Source organism: Kluyvera ascorbata ATCC 33433, from assembly GCF_000735365.1.
Taxonomy (GTDB): domain Bacteria; phylum Pseudomonadota; class Gammaproteobacteria; order Enterobacterales; family Enterobacteriaceae; genus Kluyvera; species Kluyvera ascorbata.
In genome coordinates this window covers 1-16,977 of the sequence record NZ_JMPL01000053.1, presented here as the reverse complement: position 1 = coordinate 16,977, position 16,977 = coordinate 1, and the positions used below count along the sequence as shown (strand labels likewise).

Below are 16,977 nucleotides of genomic sequence, written 5' to 3'. Positions count from 1 at the left end.
CTGGAAATATATTATCTGTTTGCGGTGGGCGTCATCAAGATTTGAAAAAAATTACAATTAATTCAGCGATGTAAGACAACCTATTTTAGGCCCTCATCAGGCGGAGGCGCTCGCCTGATGAGGGTAGGGGAATTAGTGCTTCACCAGCGTGGCAAAGTAGTACACCAGCGGCACCGCCAGTACCCACAGCCCGATGGGAATTTCACGCCATTTTCCGGCAATGGTCTTAATCACGATAAAGAACAGTAGACCGCCGGCAATCCCGGTGCCGAAGCTGTTGGCGATCAGGGTGATCATTACCATCATCAGCACCGGCAGCCCGTCGGTGAAGTTACCGAGGTCAACCTTACGCAGGCCGCTGAACATATTCAGTCCAATCAGCATCAGCGCGGGCGCGGTGGCTTCTTTTGGGATCATTAGCGCTACCGGGGTGAACAACAGCATCAGCAAGAACATCACTGCCGCCGCCAGCGCCGTCAGGCCAGTTTTACCACCGGCTTCCGCCGCCGCCGAGGATTCAATCAGCGCGGTTGCTGCCGGAATACCGAGCCACGGGCCGATAGCGGCGGCAATCGAATCGACCATAAACGGACGGTTGATGTGCGGCATATTGCCTTCTTTATCCAGCAGCCCGGCTTCACCGCCTACGGCGAGCGTGGTACCCATCGTGGAGAAAAACTCAGAGGCAAAAAAGACGAACAGGAACGGCAGGAAAGCGATATTGAGCGCGCCCAGCATATCGACGTGACCGAGCACCGGCGTCAGCGAGTGCGGCATATCGATAAAGCTGGCGGGCAAATGCGTCACGCCAGCGGGAATACCGACCAGGGTGGCGAATAAAATCGCCCATAAAATGGCTCCCGGAATGCGACGGGCTTGTAGCGCTATCGCGAGGAATAAACCGCACAGTGCGACCAGCGCGCCTGGTGCCATAAAGTCGCCCAGCATCAGTGAATTGGTTTTGGCGTTGGCCAGCACCAGCCCGGCGTTACGAAAACCTAATACCGCCACGAACAGACCGATAGACGCGGTTAACCCTAGCTTGATTGACTGTGGCACCGAGCGGGTAACCACTTCCCGCAGGCCGAATTTGGTCAGCAGGAAGAAGAGAATGCCCGACCAGCAGGCGATGCCGAGACCAATCTGCCAGCCTATGCCTTCGCTGCCTGCGAGCGTCACGCCCACCAGCACTGAACCACCGATGCCAGGGCCAACGATAAACGGTAGATTAGCGTAGAACGCCATCAGCAGCGTACCGCCAACGAACACCAAAATCGTGCCCGTTGTCGCCGCGCCTTTATCCATACCGCCAACGGCCAGTAAACCGGGGATCACTACCAGCAGATAGGCCGCGGCAAGGAACCCGGTGACCCCTGCCAGGCATTCGGTGCGCAGTGAACTGCCGCGTGAAGACAACGAAAAACGTCGTTCAAGCCAACTCCCAGCGGTTGGCGTTTGAAGGGTATTATCGGCCATTGTGTGGCGCTCCCATGATTATTGTTGTGTTGTGTGTTCCGGGGTTTCCCGGCTATCCAGTACCGGGTCGACTATCTGGCGCGTGGTGCCATCGGTCAGCCCTAAATCGGTTAAATGCGGCCCGGCGTTGCAGGCAAGACAGGTGCCTTCAATCGCTTTAAAGACGCGATACGGCGGTTCCCAGTCGGCCACCATGGCGCTCAGGTCGCGCAGGTTGCGAAACTCGGCGGCCAGCGTTTCGGCCGGTTTGTCGGAGAGCATCCCGGCAATCGGCATGGCAACGTGTGCCAGAATGTCGCCATTTTGCGCCAGCGCCATGCCGCCACCGGAGGCGATAAGCTGATTAGCGGCCAGCGCCATATCTTCAGCGTTGCGGCCGAGCACCACCAGGTTGTGCGAGTCGTGCGAGTAGCTGGTGGCAATCGCGCCGCGCAGCTCACCCCAGCCTTCCAGTAGGGCAATCTGCGGTTTGGCTTCGTGACGGCCGTGGCGGTGCTTCACCCAGATAAGGCTGAAGCCTGCGGGGATTTGGACCTCGCCGTTACGAATCTGAATGTCGATTTCACCCCACTGGGTAAAGCGTGCACCGCGGATGTGGCGCAGACGGGCGGTACCGTGCTGAATATCGTTGACGCGCAGCGCAAAATCGGTGGCCTGAAGCGGGGAGAGTTGCAGGGTATTGCGCGGTGGCGTCACCCCAACGGCAGCGGAGAGCGCATTCAGCAGCTTGCCATCGCGGGCAATTTGCCGTCCGGCAACATACACCGCGCGGGCTTCTAATTTTTCCAGTGAGTCGAATACCACGAGGTCTGCGCGACGCCCGGCGGCAATCAGCCCCAGGTCGTGACGCTGCAAACGAATAGCGGCGTTAAGGGTGGCAAAACGCAGGGCATCGGTTGCGGGCAGGCCATGTTCAATCAGCAGGTTCAGCAGCGCGATAATACCGCCTTTGTCCAGCAGCATGTCCGGCGGCACGTCATCGGTGCAGACGGTAATCTGCGAAGAGAGATGCGGCAGAGATTTCAACGCCTTGACGATATCCGGCAGCAGGTAAGGGTGTGAACCACGAATTTCCAGCGTCAGCCCGGCGCGCAGTTTTTCCAGCGCGTCGTCGGCGGAGGTCAGCTCGTGATCGGAGGTTACGCCTGCGGCAAGATAGGCCTGTAGATCGGCACCGCTCAGCCCGCGGGCATGGCCTTCAATCAGCTTGCCGCTGTTGAGCCCCGCCTGCACGATTTCCTGCATCCGGCAGCTACCGTGCAGCACGCCGTGCATGTCCATCACCTCAGCCACGCCGCGGACTTCCGGCCAGCCGAGCATGGTTTCCATTTCGGCACCGGCAAAATCGGCCCCGGACATTTCTAAACCCGGCGTAGACGGTACGCTTGACGGCGCGGCAACCATCACCTGCAGGGGCAGATGGCGGCTGGCTTCTACGGCGTAGCGCACGCCCGCCACGCCCAGCACGTTTGCCAGCTCATGCGGGTCCCAGAATACGGCGGTAGTGCCCTGTGCCAGCACGATTTCGGCGTAGCGTTCCGGCGGCAGGTGCGAACTTTCGAGGTGAACGTGGGTGTCCATCAGGCCGGGAGAGAGGTAAACGCCGGGCAGAGAGTGGCGTTCCAGCGTGTCGCTGCGGCTGCCGCGTGGGTGCACGCTGGCAATCATATCGCCAACGATACCAACATCAGCTTCGCGAACTTCGCCGGTCGCCATATCAACAATAGCGGCATCGGTGAGCAAAAGATCAAACGGGGACTCGCCTCGTGCGGCCTGAACGGCGCGGCGGCGGTTTTCAGCATTGCTGGACATAACAACTCCGGCACAGGGATAATGCGTGCTACTTTAAGGGCAGAGCAAACGGTTGCTCATATGATTAAATTTATCACCTGATAACTTCAGCTTATCCTGCGTGATAGCCACGAGTGAAGCACATCATGACCGACCCCTGGCAGCGATTGCCTGCGCTCTCGCTTAAACAGTTGCAGTATTTTGTCACGCTGGCGCAGCTGCGTCACTTTACCGATACCGCTAACCGGCTGGCGATTAGCCAACCGGCGTTGAGTAGCGCCCTGCGCCAGATTGAAACGGTGCTGGGCGGTAAGCTGGTTAACCGCACCGCCTCGTCGGTCACGCTCACTGAGCTGGGGGCGGCCATATTGCCTCACGCCCAGCGTGTGCTGAGCGTCGCGCAGATGGCATTTCACGATATGCAGCAGATAGTCGAAGCGGGCGGTGACGGCACCGTGCGCATCGGGCTGGTGCCGTCGGTGAGTTCGCTGCTGTTTCCGCTGCTGCCTGAAGCGCTGGCCCTGGCGTTTCCGCGTCTGCGGGTAGAATTTCTTGACCGTACCAACGATGCGCTAGCGCGTGACTTGCAAAGCGGGCAGGTTGATTTTGGCGTTGGCGCTATCGACAGTTCGTTGCCGGCGGAGCTACAGGTCTTTCCGCTGCGTGAAGACCCGTTGGTGGCCGTGCTGCATGCAGATGACCCGCTGGCAGGCCAGACACATCTGCCGTGGAAGCAGTTGGCAGGGCGCGATATTGCGGTGTTCTCTAAAGGTAATATTCAGCGTCTGGTTGGGGCATTAGTTGAGAGCCAGCGTCTGACGCTCAATACCCGCTATCAGGTCGATTATATTGAAACGCTGTATGGGCTGGTGCGCTCACGGCTGGCGGTGGGGATCCTTCCACAGCTGTATACCACGCATTTACAGGATGAGGCGCTTCGGGTTGCGCAACTCCAACAACCAGCGTTAACCCGCACCGTTGCGCTGATGCGTGGCCCACAGACGCTGCCACCGCTTATCGAAGCGTGCTTCACATTACTGCTAAAAGAACTCCGCGAAACCAGCACCGTATAATAGCCGCCCGGCCGAGCAAAGCGACGCCGGGTCAATCTAAATGCTTAATCAGCACATCCACCGTTAAATGATTAATGTATTCCAGCGAATGTGAGGCTAGCACGCCCAACAGCCGGTTATGGTGACCCGCAATAATCAGGTCGATATTGTTGTGCTGTACACAAGCTTCAACATCTTCAAATCGTCGTGCCGTCACTAGAGCCAGCGTTTGCACGGGTAAAGAGACGGTTGCCGCCAGCTCGCTAAGCAGCGCTTTCGCCTGAATGACTTCCTGCGACACATCGTCGTCCATCAGGCTATCGGAGACATAGTTCAGCGCCCGGTAATCGGTACTGATATGGGCAATAGTAATTTTCATTGCGCTTTCTTGCGCCATCCTGGCTGCATGCTGTAACAACGGAACGCCATCAAGGCTATTGTTAATCAATACCAGCGTATGATGATAGACAGGCATCGCAATACCTCATTATGCAGGACAATCTTAGCAACTATTATGTGCCGATTGCGCGAGGAAGGAAAATGAAGCGCCAGGTGGGCAAAAAGAAAGGCAGCGGAAACCTCCTTGTCTAAATATGACTACGTTTTTTAGCACCGTGGCGTGACGCTTTTTGATTGTATAGTAAACTCTCGCTGTACTATATTTAACCATTGCTGTAGCGCTTATGGGCGACGGTTTTCAATAGTTGTCGCACTCATTATTATATTCAGGCCTGACTTTCTCTATGGAATCGAATTCTCACGCACCGTTGAGCAGTTTTATCGATCTCATGATGGACGCTGTTTTTGCCGTTGATGCCCACGCCAATATCATTTTTGCCAGTGCGTCCTGCGAGCGTATTTTTGGCTATACGCCGAAAGAACTGATTGGCCGTAACATGTTCGAAATAATGTTGCCGGAAGACCGGGAATTAACCCGGAATTCGATAGTCGACGTGATGTCGGGTAACCCGCAATTTCATTTTGAAAACCGTTATGTCCACAAAAATGGCCAGGTCTTGAATATCATGTGGTCAGCGCGCTGGTCTCCGGCCGATCAATTACGTATTGGTGTTGCCCGCGATATCACCGAGCGTAAACGTTCAGAACAGCTGCAAACTGTTCTTTATGCTATTTCAGAAGCTGCGCATACCGCTGAGGATCTGCTCAAGCTATTCCAGCGTATTCATCAGATTGTCGGTACACTGCTGCCCGCCGATAACTTTTCGGTAACGCTCTACGATGATGAAACGGGCCAACTGAGCTTTCCGTACCACGTCGATGAGTATCAGGATACCCCCGCACCGTTTACCCTGATTCCGTCGACGTTTTACGCAGAAGTGATTCATACCGGCCAACCTCTGCTGCTCACGCCTGAGACGATGGCGAGCCGTATGGAAGAACTGCGTTTTTCTTTTGGTATTAACCCGTTCTGTTGGCTGGGCGTCCCGCTAAAATCACATAAAGGCACGATTGGCGCGCTGGTGCTCAAAAGCTATCCGGGCGGCGTGTGCTACAACGTACAGGATCAGGAACTGCTGCAGTTTGTGTCGACGCAAATTGCGACGGTCATTGAACGCCAGCAGATGCAGGCCCGATTGCAGCATATGGCGCAATACGATCAGCTCACCGACCTGCCGAATCGTAGCCTGTTGTACGATCGCCTAAAAGCGGCGCTGGCGACTGCCCGCCATGAGCAAAGCCAACTGGCACTGCTGTTTATCGATCTCGATAAATTTAAACAGGTTAACGACACGCTGGGTCACGGGATGGGCGATCTCTTGCTACAAGAGACCGCCGTGCGCCTGAAGCGCTGCATACGTGAATCGGATACCGTCGCCCGTATTGGCGGTGATGAGTTTGTCGTTTTGCTTCAAAGACCGTTATTGCCTGAACACGCGGAGCTCGTCGCCAAAAAGATTGATGATGCGTTCCGTTTGCCTTTTAGCCTTGATGGCTACGCGGTGACGGTTGTCCCTAGTATCGGAATCGCGTGTTATCCTGAACACGGCAGCAATGAACAACAGCTTCTCGACTATGCCGACAAGGCGATGTATGTAGCCAAACAGGGTAAAACACGGCGGCAAAATTACGGATAAGCCATCGTCCAATGCCTGGGTTTGACGTACGGGCTTGTTTGTCGGATTGCCTGCTGGCATTATTGCGGGCAGCGATTAATAACATGTTAATCGCTAAAAATTGATTCAAATGACTCGGGGTGCCCTTCCTTGTGAAGGCTGAGAAAAACCCGTACCACCTGATCTGGATAATGCCAGCGTAGGGAAGTCAGAGGCCGTTTGGTCATTGCTTCTTCGCGTTTTGGCAGGAGCAAACCATGCAAGCCGACCTGCTAAGTCCCGCGCAATCAGCGCACACCGCATACTTTCTGCATCAACATTCCCCGCTGGTTCACTGTATGACCAATGACGTCGTACAGACCTTTACCGCAAACGTCCTGCTTGCGCTTGGCGCATCGCCAGCGATGGTGATTGACGCGGGTGAAGCCGCCCAGTTTTCGTCTATTGCCAGCGCGCTGCTGATTAACGTCGGCACGTTAACTCAACCACGTGCTCAGGCCATGCGGGCGGCGGTAGAAAGTGCGAACCGTGCCGGAACCCCGTGGGCGCTCGATCCGGTGGCGGTGGGGGCGCTGACGCTGCGTACTGATTTCTGTCGTGAACTGGTGCGGATGGCCCCGGCGGCAATTCGTGGCAATGCCTCTGAAATTATGGCTCTGGCGGGCGAAAGTCAGGGCGGGCGCGGCGTAGACACTACCGATACCGCCGCGACGGCGCTACCGGCGGCACAGAAACTGGCACGAGAAAGCGGCGCGATTGTTGCGGTAACCGGTGAAGTTGATTACATCACCGACGGTGAACGTACGCTGGCGGTAAACGGCGGTTCTCCGTTGATGACCCGCGTGGTGGGAACCGGCTGTGCGCTTTCGGCGGTGGTGGCGGCAAGCTGTGCCTTACCGGGTGACCGATTACTGAACGTGGCGGGCGCATGTGCCGTGATGAAACTGGCGGGGCAGCGCGCGGCGCAGGGACGAGGACCGGGAAGTTTTGTTCCCGCATTCCTCGACGCGCTGTATGCGATGCACGGGGAGGTGAAGGCATGAAGCGTATCAACGCATTAACCATTGCTGGCACCGATCCAAGCGGCGGCGCAGGCATTCAGGCCGACCTGAAAACCTTCTCGGCGCTTGGCGCCTATGGCTGCTCGGTGATTACCGCGCTGGTGGCGCAAAATACCCGCGGCGTGCAGTCGGTTTACCGAATTGAACCTGATTTCGTGGCCGCGCAGCTTGATTCCGTGTTCAGCGATGTACGCATCGACACCACCAAAATTGGCATGCTGGCGGAGACAGATATTGTGGAAGCGGTCGCCGAACGTCTGCAACGCTATCGCATTCAGAACGTGGTGCTGGATACGGTAATGCTGGCGAAAAGTGGCGACCCTCTGCTTTCCGTATCCGCCGTTGAGACGCTGCGCCAGCGTCTACTGCCTCAGGTCTCTCTGATTACGCCAAATCTACCGGAAGCGGCAGCGCTGCTTGACGCGCCGCATGCCCGTAATGAGCGCGAAATGCTGGAGCAGGGCAGGGCGCTGCGGGCACTCGGCTGTGAAGCGGTGCTGATGAAGGGCGGGCATCTGGACGACGCTGAAAGCCCGGACTGGCTGTTTACCGCTGAAGGGGAAATGCGTTTTACCGCGCCGCGCGTGGCGACCAAAAATACCCACGGTACAGGCTGTACGCTGTCGGCGGCGCTGGCGGCCTTAAGGCCGCGCCATGCCAACTGGCAGGAAACCGTGCCGGTGGCAAAAGCGTGGTTGTCGCAGGCGTTGGCCCAGGCCGATACTTTGCAGGTAGGTGAAGGTATCGGGCCGGTGCATCATTTCCACGAATGGTGGTAACTGTCCGGCTGACGTGCCAGCAGGTTGTGCTTAAAATCTGTCAAAAGTTGGACATTCCACACTCCCGGTACCAGGCTTATCCTGCTCAAAAGTGTTGAGCAGGACAACCAGCCGACATGATGTCGGCGCTTACGGGAGCATAGCTATGACTGATATTGCGCAGTTGCTTGGCAAAGACGCCGACAGCCTTTTACAGCATCGTTGTATGACCATTCCAGCCGACCAGCTCTATCTGCCTGGCCACGACTACGTTGACCGGGTAATGACGGATAACAACCGTCCACCTGCCGTGCTACGAAATATGCAGACTCTCTACAATACCGGGCGCTTGGCTGGGACGGGTTATCTGTCGATTCTGCCAGTGGACCAGGGCGTTGAGCACTCTGCCGGGGCCTCGTTTGCCGCCAACCCGCTCTATTTTGATCCGAAAAATATCGTTGAACTGGCGATTGAAGCAGGCTGCAACTGCGTGGCTTCCACCTATGGGGTGCTGGCATCAGTATCCCGCCGCTACGCGCACCGCATTCCGTTCCTCGTCAAGCTCAACCATAACGAGACCCTGAGCTACCCGAACACCTTTGACCAGACGCTGTACGCCAGTGTCGAACAGGCGTTCAATTTGGGTGCGGTGGCGGTCGGGGCGACCATCTATTTTGGTTCAGAAGAGTCGCGCCGCCAGATTGAAGAAATCTCAGCGGCCTTTGAACGCGCGCATGAGCTGGGGCTGGTCACCGTACTGTGGGCCTATTTGCGTAATCCGGCGTTTAAAAAAGATGGCGTTGATTACCACGTGTCTGCGGACCTGACCGGTCAGGCCAACCATCTGGCAGCCACCATCGGCGCGGATATTGTGAAGCAGAAAATGGCCGAGAATAACGGCGGCTATAAAGCGGTGAACTTCGGCTATACCGACGAACGTGTGTATACCAAGCTGACCACCGATAACCCTATCGATCTGGTGCGCTACCAGCTGGCGAACTGCTATATGGGCCGTGCCGGGTTGATTAACTCCGGCGGTGCTGCGGGCGGTGAAACTGACCTTTCCGATGCGGTACGTACGGCGGTTATCAACAAACGTGCGGGCGGTATGGGGCTGATTCTTGGCCGTAAAGCCTTCAAAAAATCGATGGCCGACGGTGTGGAATTAATCAACGCCGTTCAGGATGTTTACCTCGATAGCAAAATCACCTTCGCCTGATTTTTGTTCATCCTCTCCCGCCCGGGAGGGGATGACGATCCCCCTCACATTTCCCCATCCTTTTGTGAAAAACGTCACGCACTCTCGTGCGCATGCCCAAAAAACAGCCCGGTGTTAGCGGAAATTGTCCGTGGAAGTGGTGCTATTTTGTGCTTAGATTAGTGATGAAACGCCTTTTCAATTCGCTAAAACCGTATTACCGGAACCGTGTATTACACAGAACCGTGGCGAAGTAATCGCCATGTAGCATGTTGTATTAAGGACACTTAATGAAAATTGAATCTGTAAATGTCACCGTTTTCCAGCACCCTACGCGCCGCGTCTCCGACAGCGCCGGACATTCTCATCCGGGGCCAGAAAGCATGGCCAAGATGGCGATGCTGACCATTACCGCCGACGACGGTAGCAAGGGCTATTCCTTTGCGCCGCCGGAAATCGTGCGTCCGTTCGTGGTGAATACCTTCTTTCGCAAGGTGCTGGTAGGGCAAGACCCGTTCGACCGTGAGCGTATCTGGCAGGATCTGGTGCATTGGCAGCGCGGCAGCGCGCATCAACTGACCGAACGTGCGCTCTCTTTCGTGGAGCAGGCATTGTGGGATCTCATTGGGCGTAAGCTCAATATGCCGGTTTACAAGCTGCTGGGTGGCTATCGCGATAAAGTCCCGGCCTACGGCAGCACCATGTGCGGCGATGACCTTGAAGGCGGCCTGTCAACGCCGGAAGAGTACGCTGCCTTTGCCGAAACGCTGGTGGCGCGCGGTTATAAAGCTATCAAGCTGCACACCTGGATGCCGCCGGTATCGTTCGCGCCAAACCCAAAAATGGATATCAAAGCTTGCGCCGCGGTGCGTGAGGCCGTGGGTCCGGATATCGACCTGATGATCGACGGCTACCACTGGTACAGCCGCACCGAAGCGCTGTGGATTGGTAAAGAGCTGGAAAAACTCAACTTCGCCTGGTTTGAAGAGCCGATGGAAGAGGACAGCATGTCCTCTTACGCCTGGCTTGCTGAAAACCTCTCGATTCCGATTATCGGGCCGGAAAGCTTCGGCGGTAAGCACCATAGCCGTGCCGACTGGGTGAAAGCGGGGGCGTGCGACATCCTGCGCGCAGGGGCCAACGGCGTGGGCGGTATTACGCCAACCATGAAGGTGGCGGCACTGGCGGAGTCGTTTGGTATGGACTGCGAAGTGCACGGTAACGGCGCGGCGAGCCTGGCGGTGATTGGCGCCATTCGCAACTGTCGCTGGTACGAGCGTGGCCTGCTGCATCCGTTCCTCGACTACGATCAGCCAGCGGCCTACCTGAACAGTATCGTCGATCCAATGGACGCCGATGGTTACGTTCACCTGTCTCAACGCCCTGGACTGGGCGAAGACATCAATTTTGCCTTTATCGAAGCCAACACCGTCAGCCACGACTGACACATAACAAATAAAAGACAGGCACGGACGGATTCGTCGCCTGTCGTACCCTACAGGCGATAGATAGATGAAAAAATCCTCCTTGCTTGGAGCGTGTTTGCTCGCGCTTACCATGACGATGGGGAGCGGGGCGGCGTTGGCAAAAACGCCGCCGGATCAGCTCATCATCGGCATGAACATGAATAACCTTCTCACCCTCGACCCGGCAGCAATGACCGGCAACGAAGTGGTGGGGATTGTGGTGAATCTCTATGACTCGCTGGTGGAGCTTGACCCTGAACAGCTCACCAACGTTAAACCGGCGCTCGCCAAATCCTGGGATATCAGTCCGGACGGCAAAACGCTGACCTTCCATTTGCAAAATAACGTTAAGTTTCACTCCGGCAACCCGCTGACCGCCGCTGATGTGGTGTGGTCGATGCGCCGCATACTGCACCTTAACCTGGCGCAGGCGTCGGTGTGGAAGTCCTACGGCTTCAGCAAGAAGAACGTCGACAAGCAGGTAACGGCACTGGACGACGAGACGGTGCAAATTGTCCTGCCCAAAGATAACGACCCGCAGCTGGTGATTTATTCGCTGGCGGCGCTGGGTAACCTCGGCGTACTCGATAGCAAAACCGTGCAAAGCCATGAGCAGAATAACGACTGGGGCAATAAGTGGCTGACCACCCACGAAGCCGGTTCCGGGCCGTTTACGCTGGAAACCTGGCAGGCAAAAGACGTGCTGCGCATGAAGCGCAACCCGGACTACTGGCGCGGCGAGGCGAAGATGAACCGCGTGGTGCTGCGTCACTTCCAGGAGTCGCAGACCCTGCGTCTGATGATTGAGAAAGGCGACCTCGATATTGCCAGCAACATGGCGGTGTCGGACATCAACGCCCTGCGTAAAGACCCGCAGCTCACCGTCGATGCCGTACAGCGCGGCACCATGTATTACGTGTCGATGAGCATGAAAGAGCCGCACTTCGCTAACCCGAAAGTCCGTGAAGCGGTGCGCTACCTGATTGATTATCAGGGCATCAACAAAGCGCTGATGCCGGGCTACGGCGTGTTACACCAGCGCCCGATCAAAGCCGGAATGCCGTCAACGCTGCCCGATCCGGGCTACACCTTCGATCTCGCGCGGGCGAAAAAGCTGCTGGCGGAGGCCGGATATCCTGACGGCTTTGACACTACGCTGCGCGTGCTCGCCGACCAGCCGTTCCTCAATATCGCCATTGCCGTGCAGTCCACGCTGATGCAGGCGGGCATTAACGCCAAAATTATTACCGGTACCGGCAACCAGATTTACGGCGCCATGCGTGAGCGTAAGTTCGACATGCTGGTCGGGCGTGGCGGCAGCGGCATGGAGCCCCATCCGCACTCCAGCCTGCGCGCGCTGGTCTACAACCCGGACAACAGCGATGAAGCGCGGCTGACCAACTTCCAGGGCTGGCGCACCGGGTTCTATGACAAGCAGCTTAACGAGATGATCGACGGCGCGCTGCTCGAGCGTAACCCGCAAAAGCAGATTGCCGATTATCAGGCCATTCAGACCCGCTTTGATGCGCTGATCCCGGCGATGATACCGGTGTCGCAGATGGTCGACTCGGTGGTGGTGCGTAACGAGGTGAAAGACTACAAACCGCACCCGTCCGCCACCACGTTCCTGCGTGAAGTCTACAAAGTCAGCGAAGGAGATAAAGGATGAGTACGGCAATTCTTGCGCCCGGCTCCCGGACCCGGCGCTGCTCAAAACGGTTGATGCAGGTGGCGATTACGCTGTTTGGCCTGCTGCTGTTGACCTTCTTTATTGGCCGCGTGATGCCTATCGACCCGGTGCTGGCGATTGTCGGCCCGGATGCCGACCAGAGTACCTATCAACAAGTCTATCACCAGCTGGGCTTTGACCAGTCGCTGATGACCCAGTTTGGTATCTACTTCGTCAACCTGCTGCACGGCGACCTGGGTAACGCGCTGCTGACCGGCAAGCCGGTAACCGACGATATTATTCGCGTTTTCCCGGCCACCATGGAGCTGGCGACGATGGCGATTATCGTCGGCGCGGGCCTCGGCATTCCGTTGGGCGTACTGGCGGCGGCGCGTCGCAACAGTATTTCTGATTACGTGGTGCGCATTATCAGCCTCGCCGGTTATTCCACGCCGATTTTCTGGGTGGGGATGATGGGGCTGCTGGTGTTCTACGCCTGGCTAGGCTGGGTGGGCGGTGCGGGGCGCGTTGACCTGGGGCTCGACGGCATTGTACCGCGTCGTACCGGGCTGATGACCGTTGATGCGCTGCTGGCCGGAAACAGCGACGTGTTCTGGAACGCCATTAATCACCTGATCCTGCCAGCGGCGCTGCTGGGCTTTCACTCGCTCGCCTACATCAGCCGTATGACCCGAAGCTTTATGCTGGCGCAGCTGTCGCAGGAGTTCATCATCACCGCGCGCGTCAAAGGGCTGACCGAGCGTCAGGTTATCTGGAATCACGCGTTCCGTAACATCCTGGTTCAGCTGCTGACGGTGGTGGCGCTGGCCTACGGTTCATTGCTGGAAGGGGCGGTGTTAATTGAAACCGTCTTCTCCTGGCCGGGCTTTGGTTCTTATCTCACCGGCAGCCTGCTGCTGGGCGACATGAACGCGGTGATGGGCTGTGTGCTGCTGGTGGGGGTGATCTTCGTGATGCTTAACCTGCTCTCCGACATGCTGTATCAATTCTTCGACCCGAGGACAAAATCATGACGGTTTCTCTCGATAGTCGACTCTCCGGCACCGCCGGTGAAGGCCGCCAGCGCCTGCTGCGCGGGCTGGCCAGAGCTGGGGGATTTATTGGCAAGATGGCGCGTAACCCGCTGACCGCTATCGGCGGCGGGATTATCTTCCTGCTGCTGGTGGTGGCGATATTTGCGCCGCTGATTGCCCCTTACAACCCGCTGGTGCAGGACCTCAGCAACGCGCTGAGCGCGCCGAGCGCCCAGCACTGGTTTGGCACCGACGAATTTGGCCGCGATATCTTCAGCCGCCTGGTATACGGTGCGCGCATAACGCTCTACATCGTGCTGCTGGTCTCGGTCACCGTCGGCCCGCTGGGGCTGCTGCTCGGTGTCTGTGCGGGCTACTTCGGCGGTAAGGTCGATATGGTGCTGATGCGCGTGACCGATATCTTTATTTCCTTCCCAAGCCTAGTGCTGGCGCTGGCGTTCGTCGCCGCCTTAGGCCCGGGGCTTGAGCACGTGGTCATTGCCATCACGCTCACCGCCTGGCCACCGATTGCGCGTCTGGCGCGCGCGGAAACGCTGTCGCTGCGTCAGGCGGACTTTATTTCTGCTGTCCGTTTGCAGGGTGCCTCTCCGGCCCGCGTGCTGTGGCGCCACATTGTGCCGCTGTGCCTGCCGTCGGTGATTATTCGTATCACCATGAACATGGCGGGGATCATCCTGACCGCCGCCGGCCTGGGCTTCCTTGGCCTCGGCGCGCAGCCACCGGATCCAGAGTGGGGGGCAATGATCTCCAGCGGCCGTACCTACATGATGGAGTGCTGGTGGGTAGTAACGATCCCGGGGCTGGCGATTTTGATCAACAGCTTAGCGTTCAACTTCTTAGGAGATGGCCTACGTGACATCCTCGATCCTCGCAGCGAATAGCGCTGCACCGCTACTCGACGTACGCGATTTAAGCGTGGATTTCGTCAACGGCAGCGCGGTAACCCATGCGGTGCGCGGCGTCTCCTTCCAGCTCGGGCAGGAGAAGCTGGCGATAGTGGGTGAATCCGGTTCCGGTAAATCCACCGTGGGCCGTGCGCTGCTGCACCTGCACCCGAAAAAAGCGCGCATTGACGCCAGCCGGATGCAGTTCGGTGATACCGACCTGTTGAACGCCAGCGAGGCGCAGATGCGTGCCATTCGCGGCAAGCGTATTTCGATGATTATGCAGGACCCGAAATATTCGCTGAACCCGGTAGTGCGCGTCGGCGACCAGATTGCCGAAGCCTGGCTGACTCACCATCCGGGCTATAAAACCGAAGCGAAAGCTAAGGCGATGGAGATGCTCGACGTGGTGCGTATTCGCCAACCGGAACGCGTCTACAACCTTTATCCGCACGAGATTTCCGGTGGGCAGGGGCAGCGCATCATGATTGCGATGATGCTGATTACCGACCCGGAGCTGGTGATTGCCGATGAGCCGACCTCGGCGCTCGACGTGTCGGTACGTTTGCAGGTCCTGGGGTTGCTGGATGATCTGGTGAAATCCCGCGGGCTCGGGCTGATTTTTATAAGCCACGATATCAACCTGGTGCGCAGCTTCTGTGACCGCGTGCTGGTGATGTACGCCGGGCGCGTGGTGGAGTCGATTGCCGCCTGCGATCTTGATAACGCCACCCATCCGTACACGCAGGGGCTGATTAGCGCCTTGCCGGATATGCACCATCGCCGCCCGGTTCTCCCGGTGCTACAGCGTCAGACCAGCTGGCTGACCGATTAAGGAGCGCACAATGATTGAAGTGAACAACTTAAGCCTGGTGTTTGGTGAGGGTGAAAAGCGCAACCAGGTGCTGTTTGATGTCAATTTCCACGTTAAGCCGGGCGAGATTTATGGCCTGGTGGGGGAGTCTGGCTCCGGGAAAACCACGGTGCTGAAGTGTCTCGCCGGGCTGTTTAATCACTGGCAGGGCGAGCTGGCGATTAGCGGCCAGCGGCTCTCGCATAAGATTAGCCGCGAGCGCTGCCGTCAGGTGCAGATGGTGTTTCAGGACCCCTACGGGTCGCTGCATCCACGTCATACCATTGGCGACATTCTGGAGGAGCCGCTGCAAATTCACGGCATCGGCGAGCGCGACCGGCGCATCAATACGCTGCTAGACCGCGTGGGGCTGAACCGCGCTTTCCGCGACCGTTATCCGCACCAGCTCTCCGGCGGCCAGCGCCAGCGCGTGGCGATTGCCCGGGCGCTGATCCTCGAGCCGCAGGTGCTGTTGCTGGATGAGCCAACCTCGGCGCTGGACGTGTCGGTGCAGGCGGAAATCCTCAACCTGCTGGCGGAGCTGCAAAAAGAATCGAATCTCACGTACCTGATGGTGACGCACGATCTGGGCGTGATCGCCCATCTCTGCCAGAAGGTGGCGGTGATGCAGTACGGCAAGATTCTCGAAACGCTCACCGTTGATGCCTTGGTCAACGGTGAAGCGCAAACGCCGTACACGCAGATGTTGGTCAACGCCAGCCGTCAATACACGCGAGAAATGGCCCGTGAGGTGGCTGCATATTAACTGTAGGCCCGATAAGCGTAGAGCCATCGGGCAGTTCGGCTCAGGTGCCGGATGGCGGCGTAAACGCCTTATCCGGCCTACCCCATCAATTTGCCTCTGGGAATAATAAAAATGCATAAAAAATCTTTCCGTCTTGCCCTACCGCTCGTCCTCTGTGCCTGTACTGCGTCCGCGCTGGCAGCAGAACCCGTCGATCTACGCATGTCCTGGTGGGGCGGCAACGGCCGCCATCAGGTGACGCTGAAGGCGCTGGAAGCTTTTCATCAGCAGTATCCGGATATCAACGTCAAAGCCGAATACACCGGCTGGGACGGGCACACTTCGCGCCTGACCACGCAGTTAGCGGGCGGTACCGAGCCGGACGTGATGCAGACCAACTGGAACTGGCTGGCGCTGTTTTCTAAAGACGGTAACGGCTTTTACGATCTCAACAAGGTCAAAGCGGAGATTGGTCTCGACCAGTTTACCGCCAAAGATCTCCAGCCGGTCACGGTTAAAGGCAAGCTGAACGGGATCCCGGTCGCCATGACCGCGCGTATCTTCTACTACAACGATCAAACCTGGAAAAAGGCCGGTATCAGCTACCCGAAAAACTGGGATGAGCTGATAAGCGCCGGGAAAACCTTTGAGAGCAAGCTTGGTAAGCCGTATTACCCGGTGGCTCCGGAAAGCCTCGGCGTGCTGGCGCTGCTCAACTCCTATATGGTGCAGAAGTACAATATCCCGGCCATTGATGAGCAGAGCAAAAAATTCACCTACAGCGACGCGCAATGGGTCGAGTTTTTCCAGCTGTATAAAACGCTTATCGACAACCACGTCATTCCGGATATGAAGTACTACGCTTCGTTCGGCAAAGGCAATATGTACGAGATG

14 protein-coding genes, 1 pseudogene and 1 riboswitch are annotated in these 16,977 nt (G+C 57.4%); of the genes and pseudogenes, 12 read left to right on the top strand and 3 right to left on the bottom strand.

Going from position 1 to position 16,977, the window contains the following annotated elements; all coding sequences use genetic code 11:
• Positions 1-132: 132 nt before the first annotated feature.
• Positions 133-1,476, bottom strand: a complete 1,344-nt coding sequence (locus tag GKAS_RS13595; protein ID WP_035894892.1) for an NCS2 family permease — start codon at positions 1,474-1,476, stop codon at positions 133-135.
• Positions 1,477-1,493: 17 nt separating this feature from the next.
• Positions 1,494-3,288 (bottom strand): annotated as a pseudogene (locus tag GKAS_RS13590) (adenine deaminase); the annotation flags it as partial.
• 125 nt (positions 3,289-3,413) lie between these two features.
• Between GKAS_RS13590 and GKAS_RS13585 the strand changes: the two are divergent.
• Positions 3,414-4,340 (top strand): LysR family transcriptional regulator, encoded by a 927-nt coding sequence (locus GKAS_RS13585; protein WP_035894890.1) that lies wholly within the window; start codon positions 3,414-3,416, stop codon positions 4,338-4,340.
• A gap of 31 nt (positions 4,341-4,371) precedes the next feature.
• Here the strand turns inward: GKAS_RS13585 and GKAS_RS13580 are convergent, their stop codons facing one another.
• Positions 4,372-4,794, bottom strand: a complete 423-nt coding sequence (locus GKAS_RS13580) for a universal stress protein (protein WP_035894889.1) — start codon at positions 4,792-4,794, stop codon at positions 4,372-4,374.
• Positions 4,795-5,062: 268 nt separating this feature from the next.
• On the opposite strand from GKAS_RS13580, the gene GKAS_RS13575 reads away from it, so the two are divergent.
• From GKAS_RS13575 to GKAS_RS13525, 11 genes are all read left to right on the top strand, one after another.
• Positions 5,063-6,415, top strand: a complete 1,353-nt coding sequence (locus tag GKAS_RS13575; protein WP_035894888.1) for a sensor domain-containing protein — start codon at positions 5,063-5,065, stop codon at positions 6,413-6,415.
• 105 nt (positions 6,416-6,520) lie between these two features.
• Positions 6,521-6,617, top strand: a riboswitch (TPP riboswitch).
• A gap of 34 nt (positions 6,618-6,651) precedes the next feature.
• Complete coding sequence (gene thiM / locus GKAS_RS13570; RefSeq protein WP_035894887.1) at positions 6,652-7,437, top strand: hydroxyethylthiazole kinase; 786 nt, start codon at positions 6,652-6,654, stop codon at positions 7,435-7,437.
• Positions 7,434-8,234 carry a bifunctional hydroxymethylpyrimidine kinase/phosphomethylpyrimidine kinase gene (thiD, locus tag GKAS_RS13565; RefSeq protein WP_035894886.1) on the top strand — a complete coding sequence of 267 codons (801 nt, stop codon included), beginning with the start codon at positions 7,434-7,436 and terminating at the stop codon, positions 8,232-8,234. Before thiM ends, thiD begins: the two co-directional genes overlap by 4 nt.
• A 145-nt stretch (positions 8,235-8,379) precedes the next feature.
• Complete coding sequence (gene fbaB / locus GKAS_RS13560) at positions 8,380-9,432, top strand: class I fructose-bisphosphate aldolase (protein WP_035894885.1); 1,053 nt, start codon at positions 8,380-8,382, stop codon at positions 9,430-9,432.
• 269 nt (positions 9,433-9,701) lie between these two features.
• Positions 9,702-10,856: a mandelate racemase family protein gene (locus GKAS_RS13555; protein WP_035894884.1), complete on the top strand. Its 1,155-nt coding sequence runs from the start codon at positions 9,702-9,704 to the stop codon at positions 10,854-10,856.
• A 67-nt stretch (positions 10,857-10,923) separates the two neighbouring features.
• Complete coding sequence (locus tag GKAS_RS13550; RefSeq protein WP_035894883.1) at positions 10,924-12,546, top strand: ABC transporter substrate-binding protein; 1,623 nt, start codon at positions 10,924-10,926, stop codon at positions 12,544-12,546.
• Positions 12,543-13,580 (top strand): ABC transporter permease, encoded by a 1,038-nt coding sequence (locus GKAS_RS13545; protein ID WP_035894882.1) that lies wholly within the window; start codon positions 12,543-12,545, stop codon positions 13,578-13,580. The genes GKAS_RS13550 and GKAS_RS13545 overlap by 4 nt, the downstream gene beginning before the upstream one ends.
• Positions 13,577-14,482, top strand: coding sequence for an ABC transporter permease (locus tag GKAS_RS13540; protein WP_035894881.1), 906 nt, complete (start codon positions 13,577-13,579; stop codon positions 14,480-14,482). The genes GKAS_RS13545 and GKAS_RS13540 overlap by 4 nt, the downstream gene beginning before the upstream one ends.
• Positions 14,454-15,320 carry an ABC transporter ATP-binding protein gene (locus GKAS_RS13535; protein WP_035894902.1) on the top strand — a complete coding sequence of 289 codons (867 nt, stop codon included), beginning with the start codon at positions 14,454-14,456 and terminating at the stop codon, positions 15,318-15,320. The genes GKAS_RS13540 and GKAS_RS13535 overlap by 29 nt, the downstream gene beginning before the upstream one ends.
• Positions 15,321-15,330: 10 nt before the next feature.
• The gene (locus GKAS_RS13530) at positions 15,331-16,104 is read left to right on the top strand and encodes an ABC transporter ATP-binding protein (RefSeq protein WP_035894880.1); all 774 of its coding nucleotides are present in this window, start codon (positions 15,331-15,333) and stop codon (positions 16,102-16,104) included.
• Between the two features lie 111 nt (positions 16,105-16,215).
• A partial coding sequence (locus GKAS_RS13525) for an ABC transporter substrate-binding protein (protein WP_035894879.1) occupies positions 16,216-16,977 on the top strand: 762 nt, incomplete at its 3' end.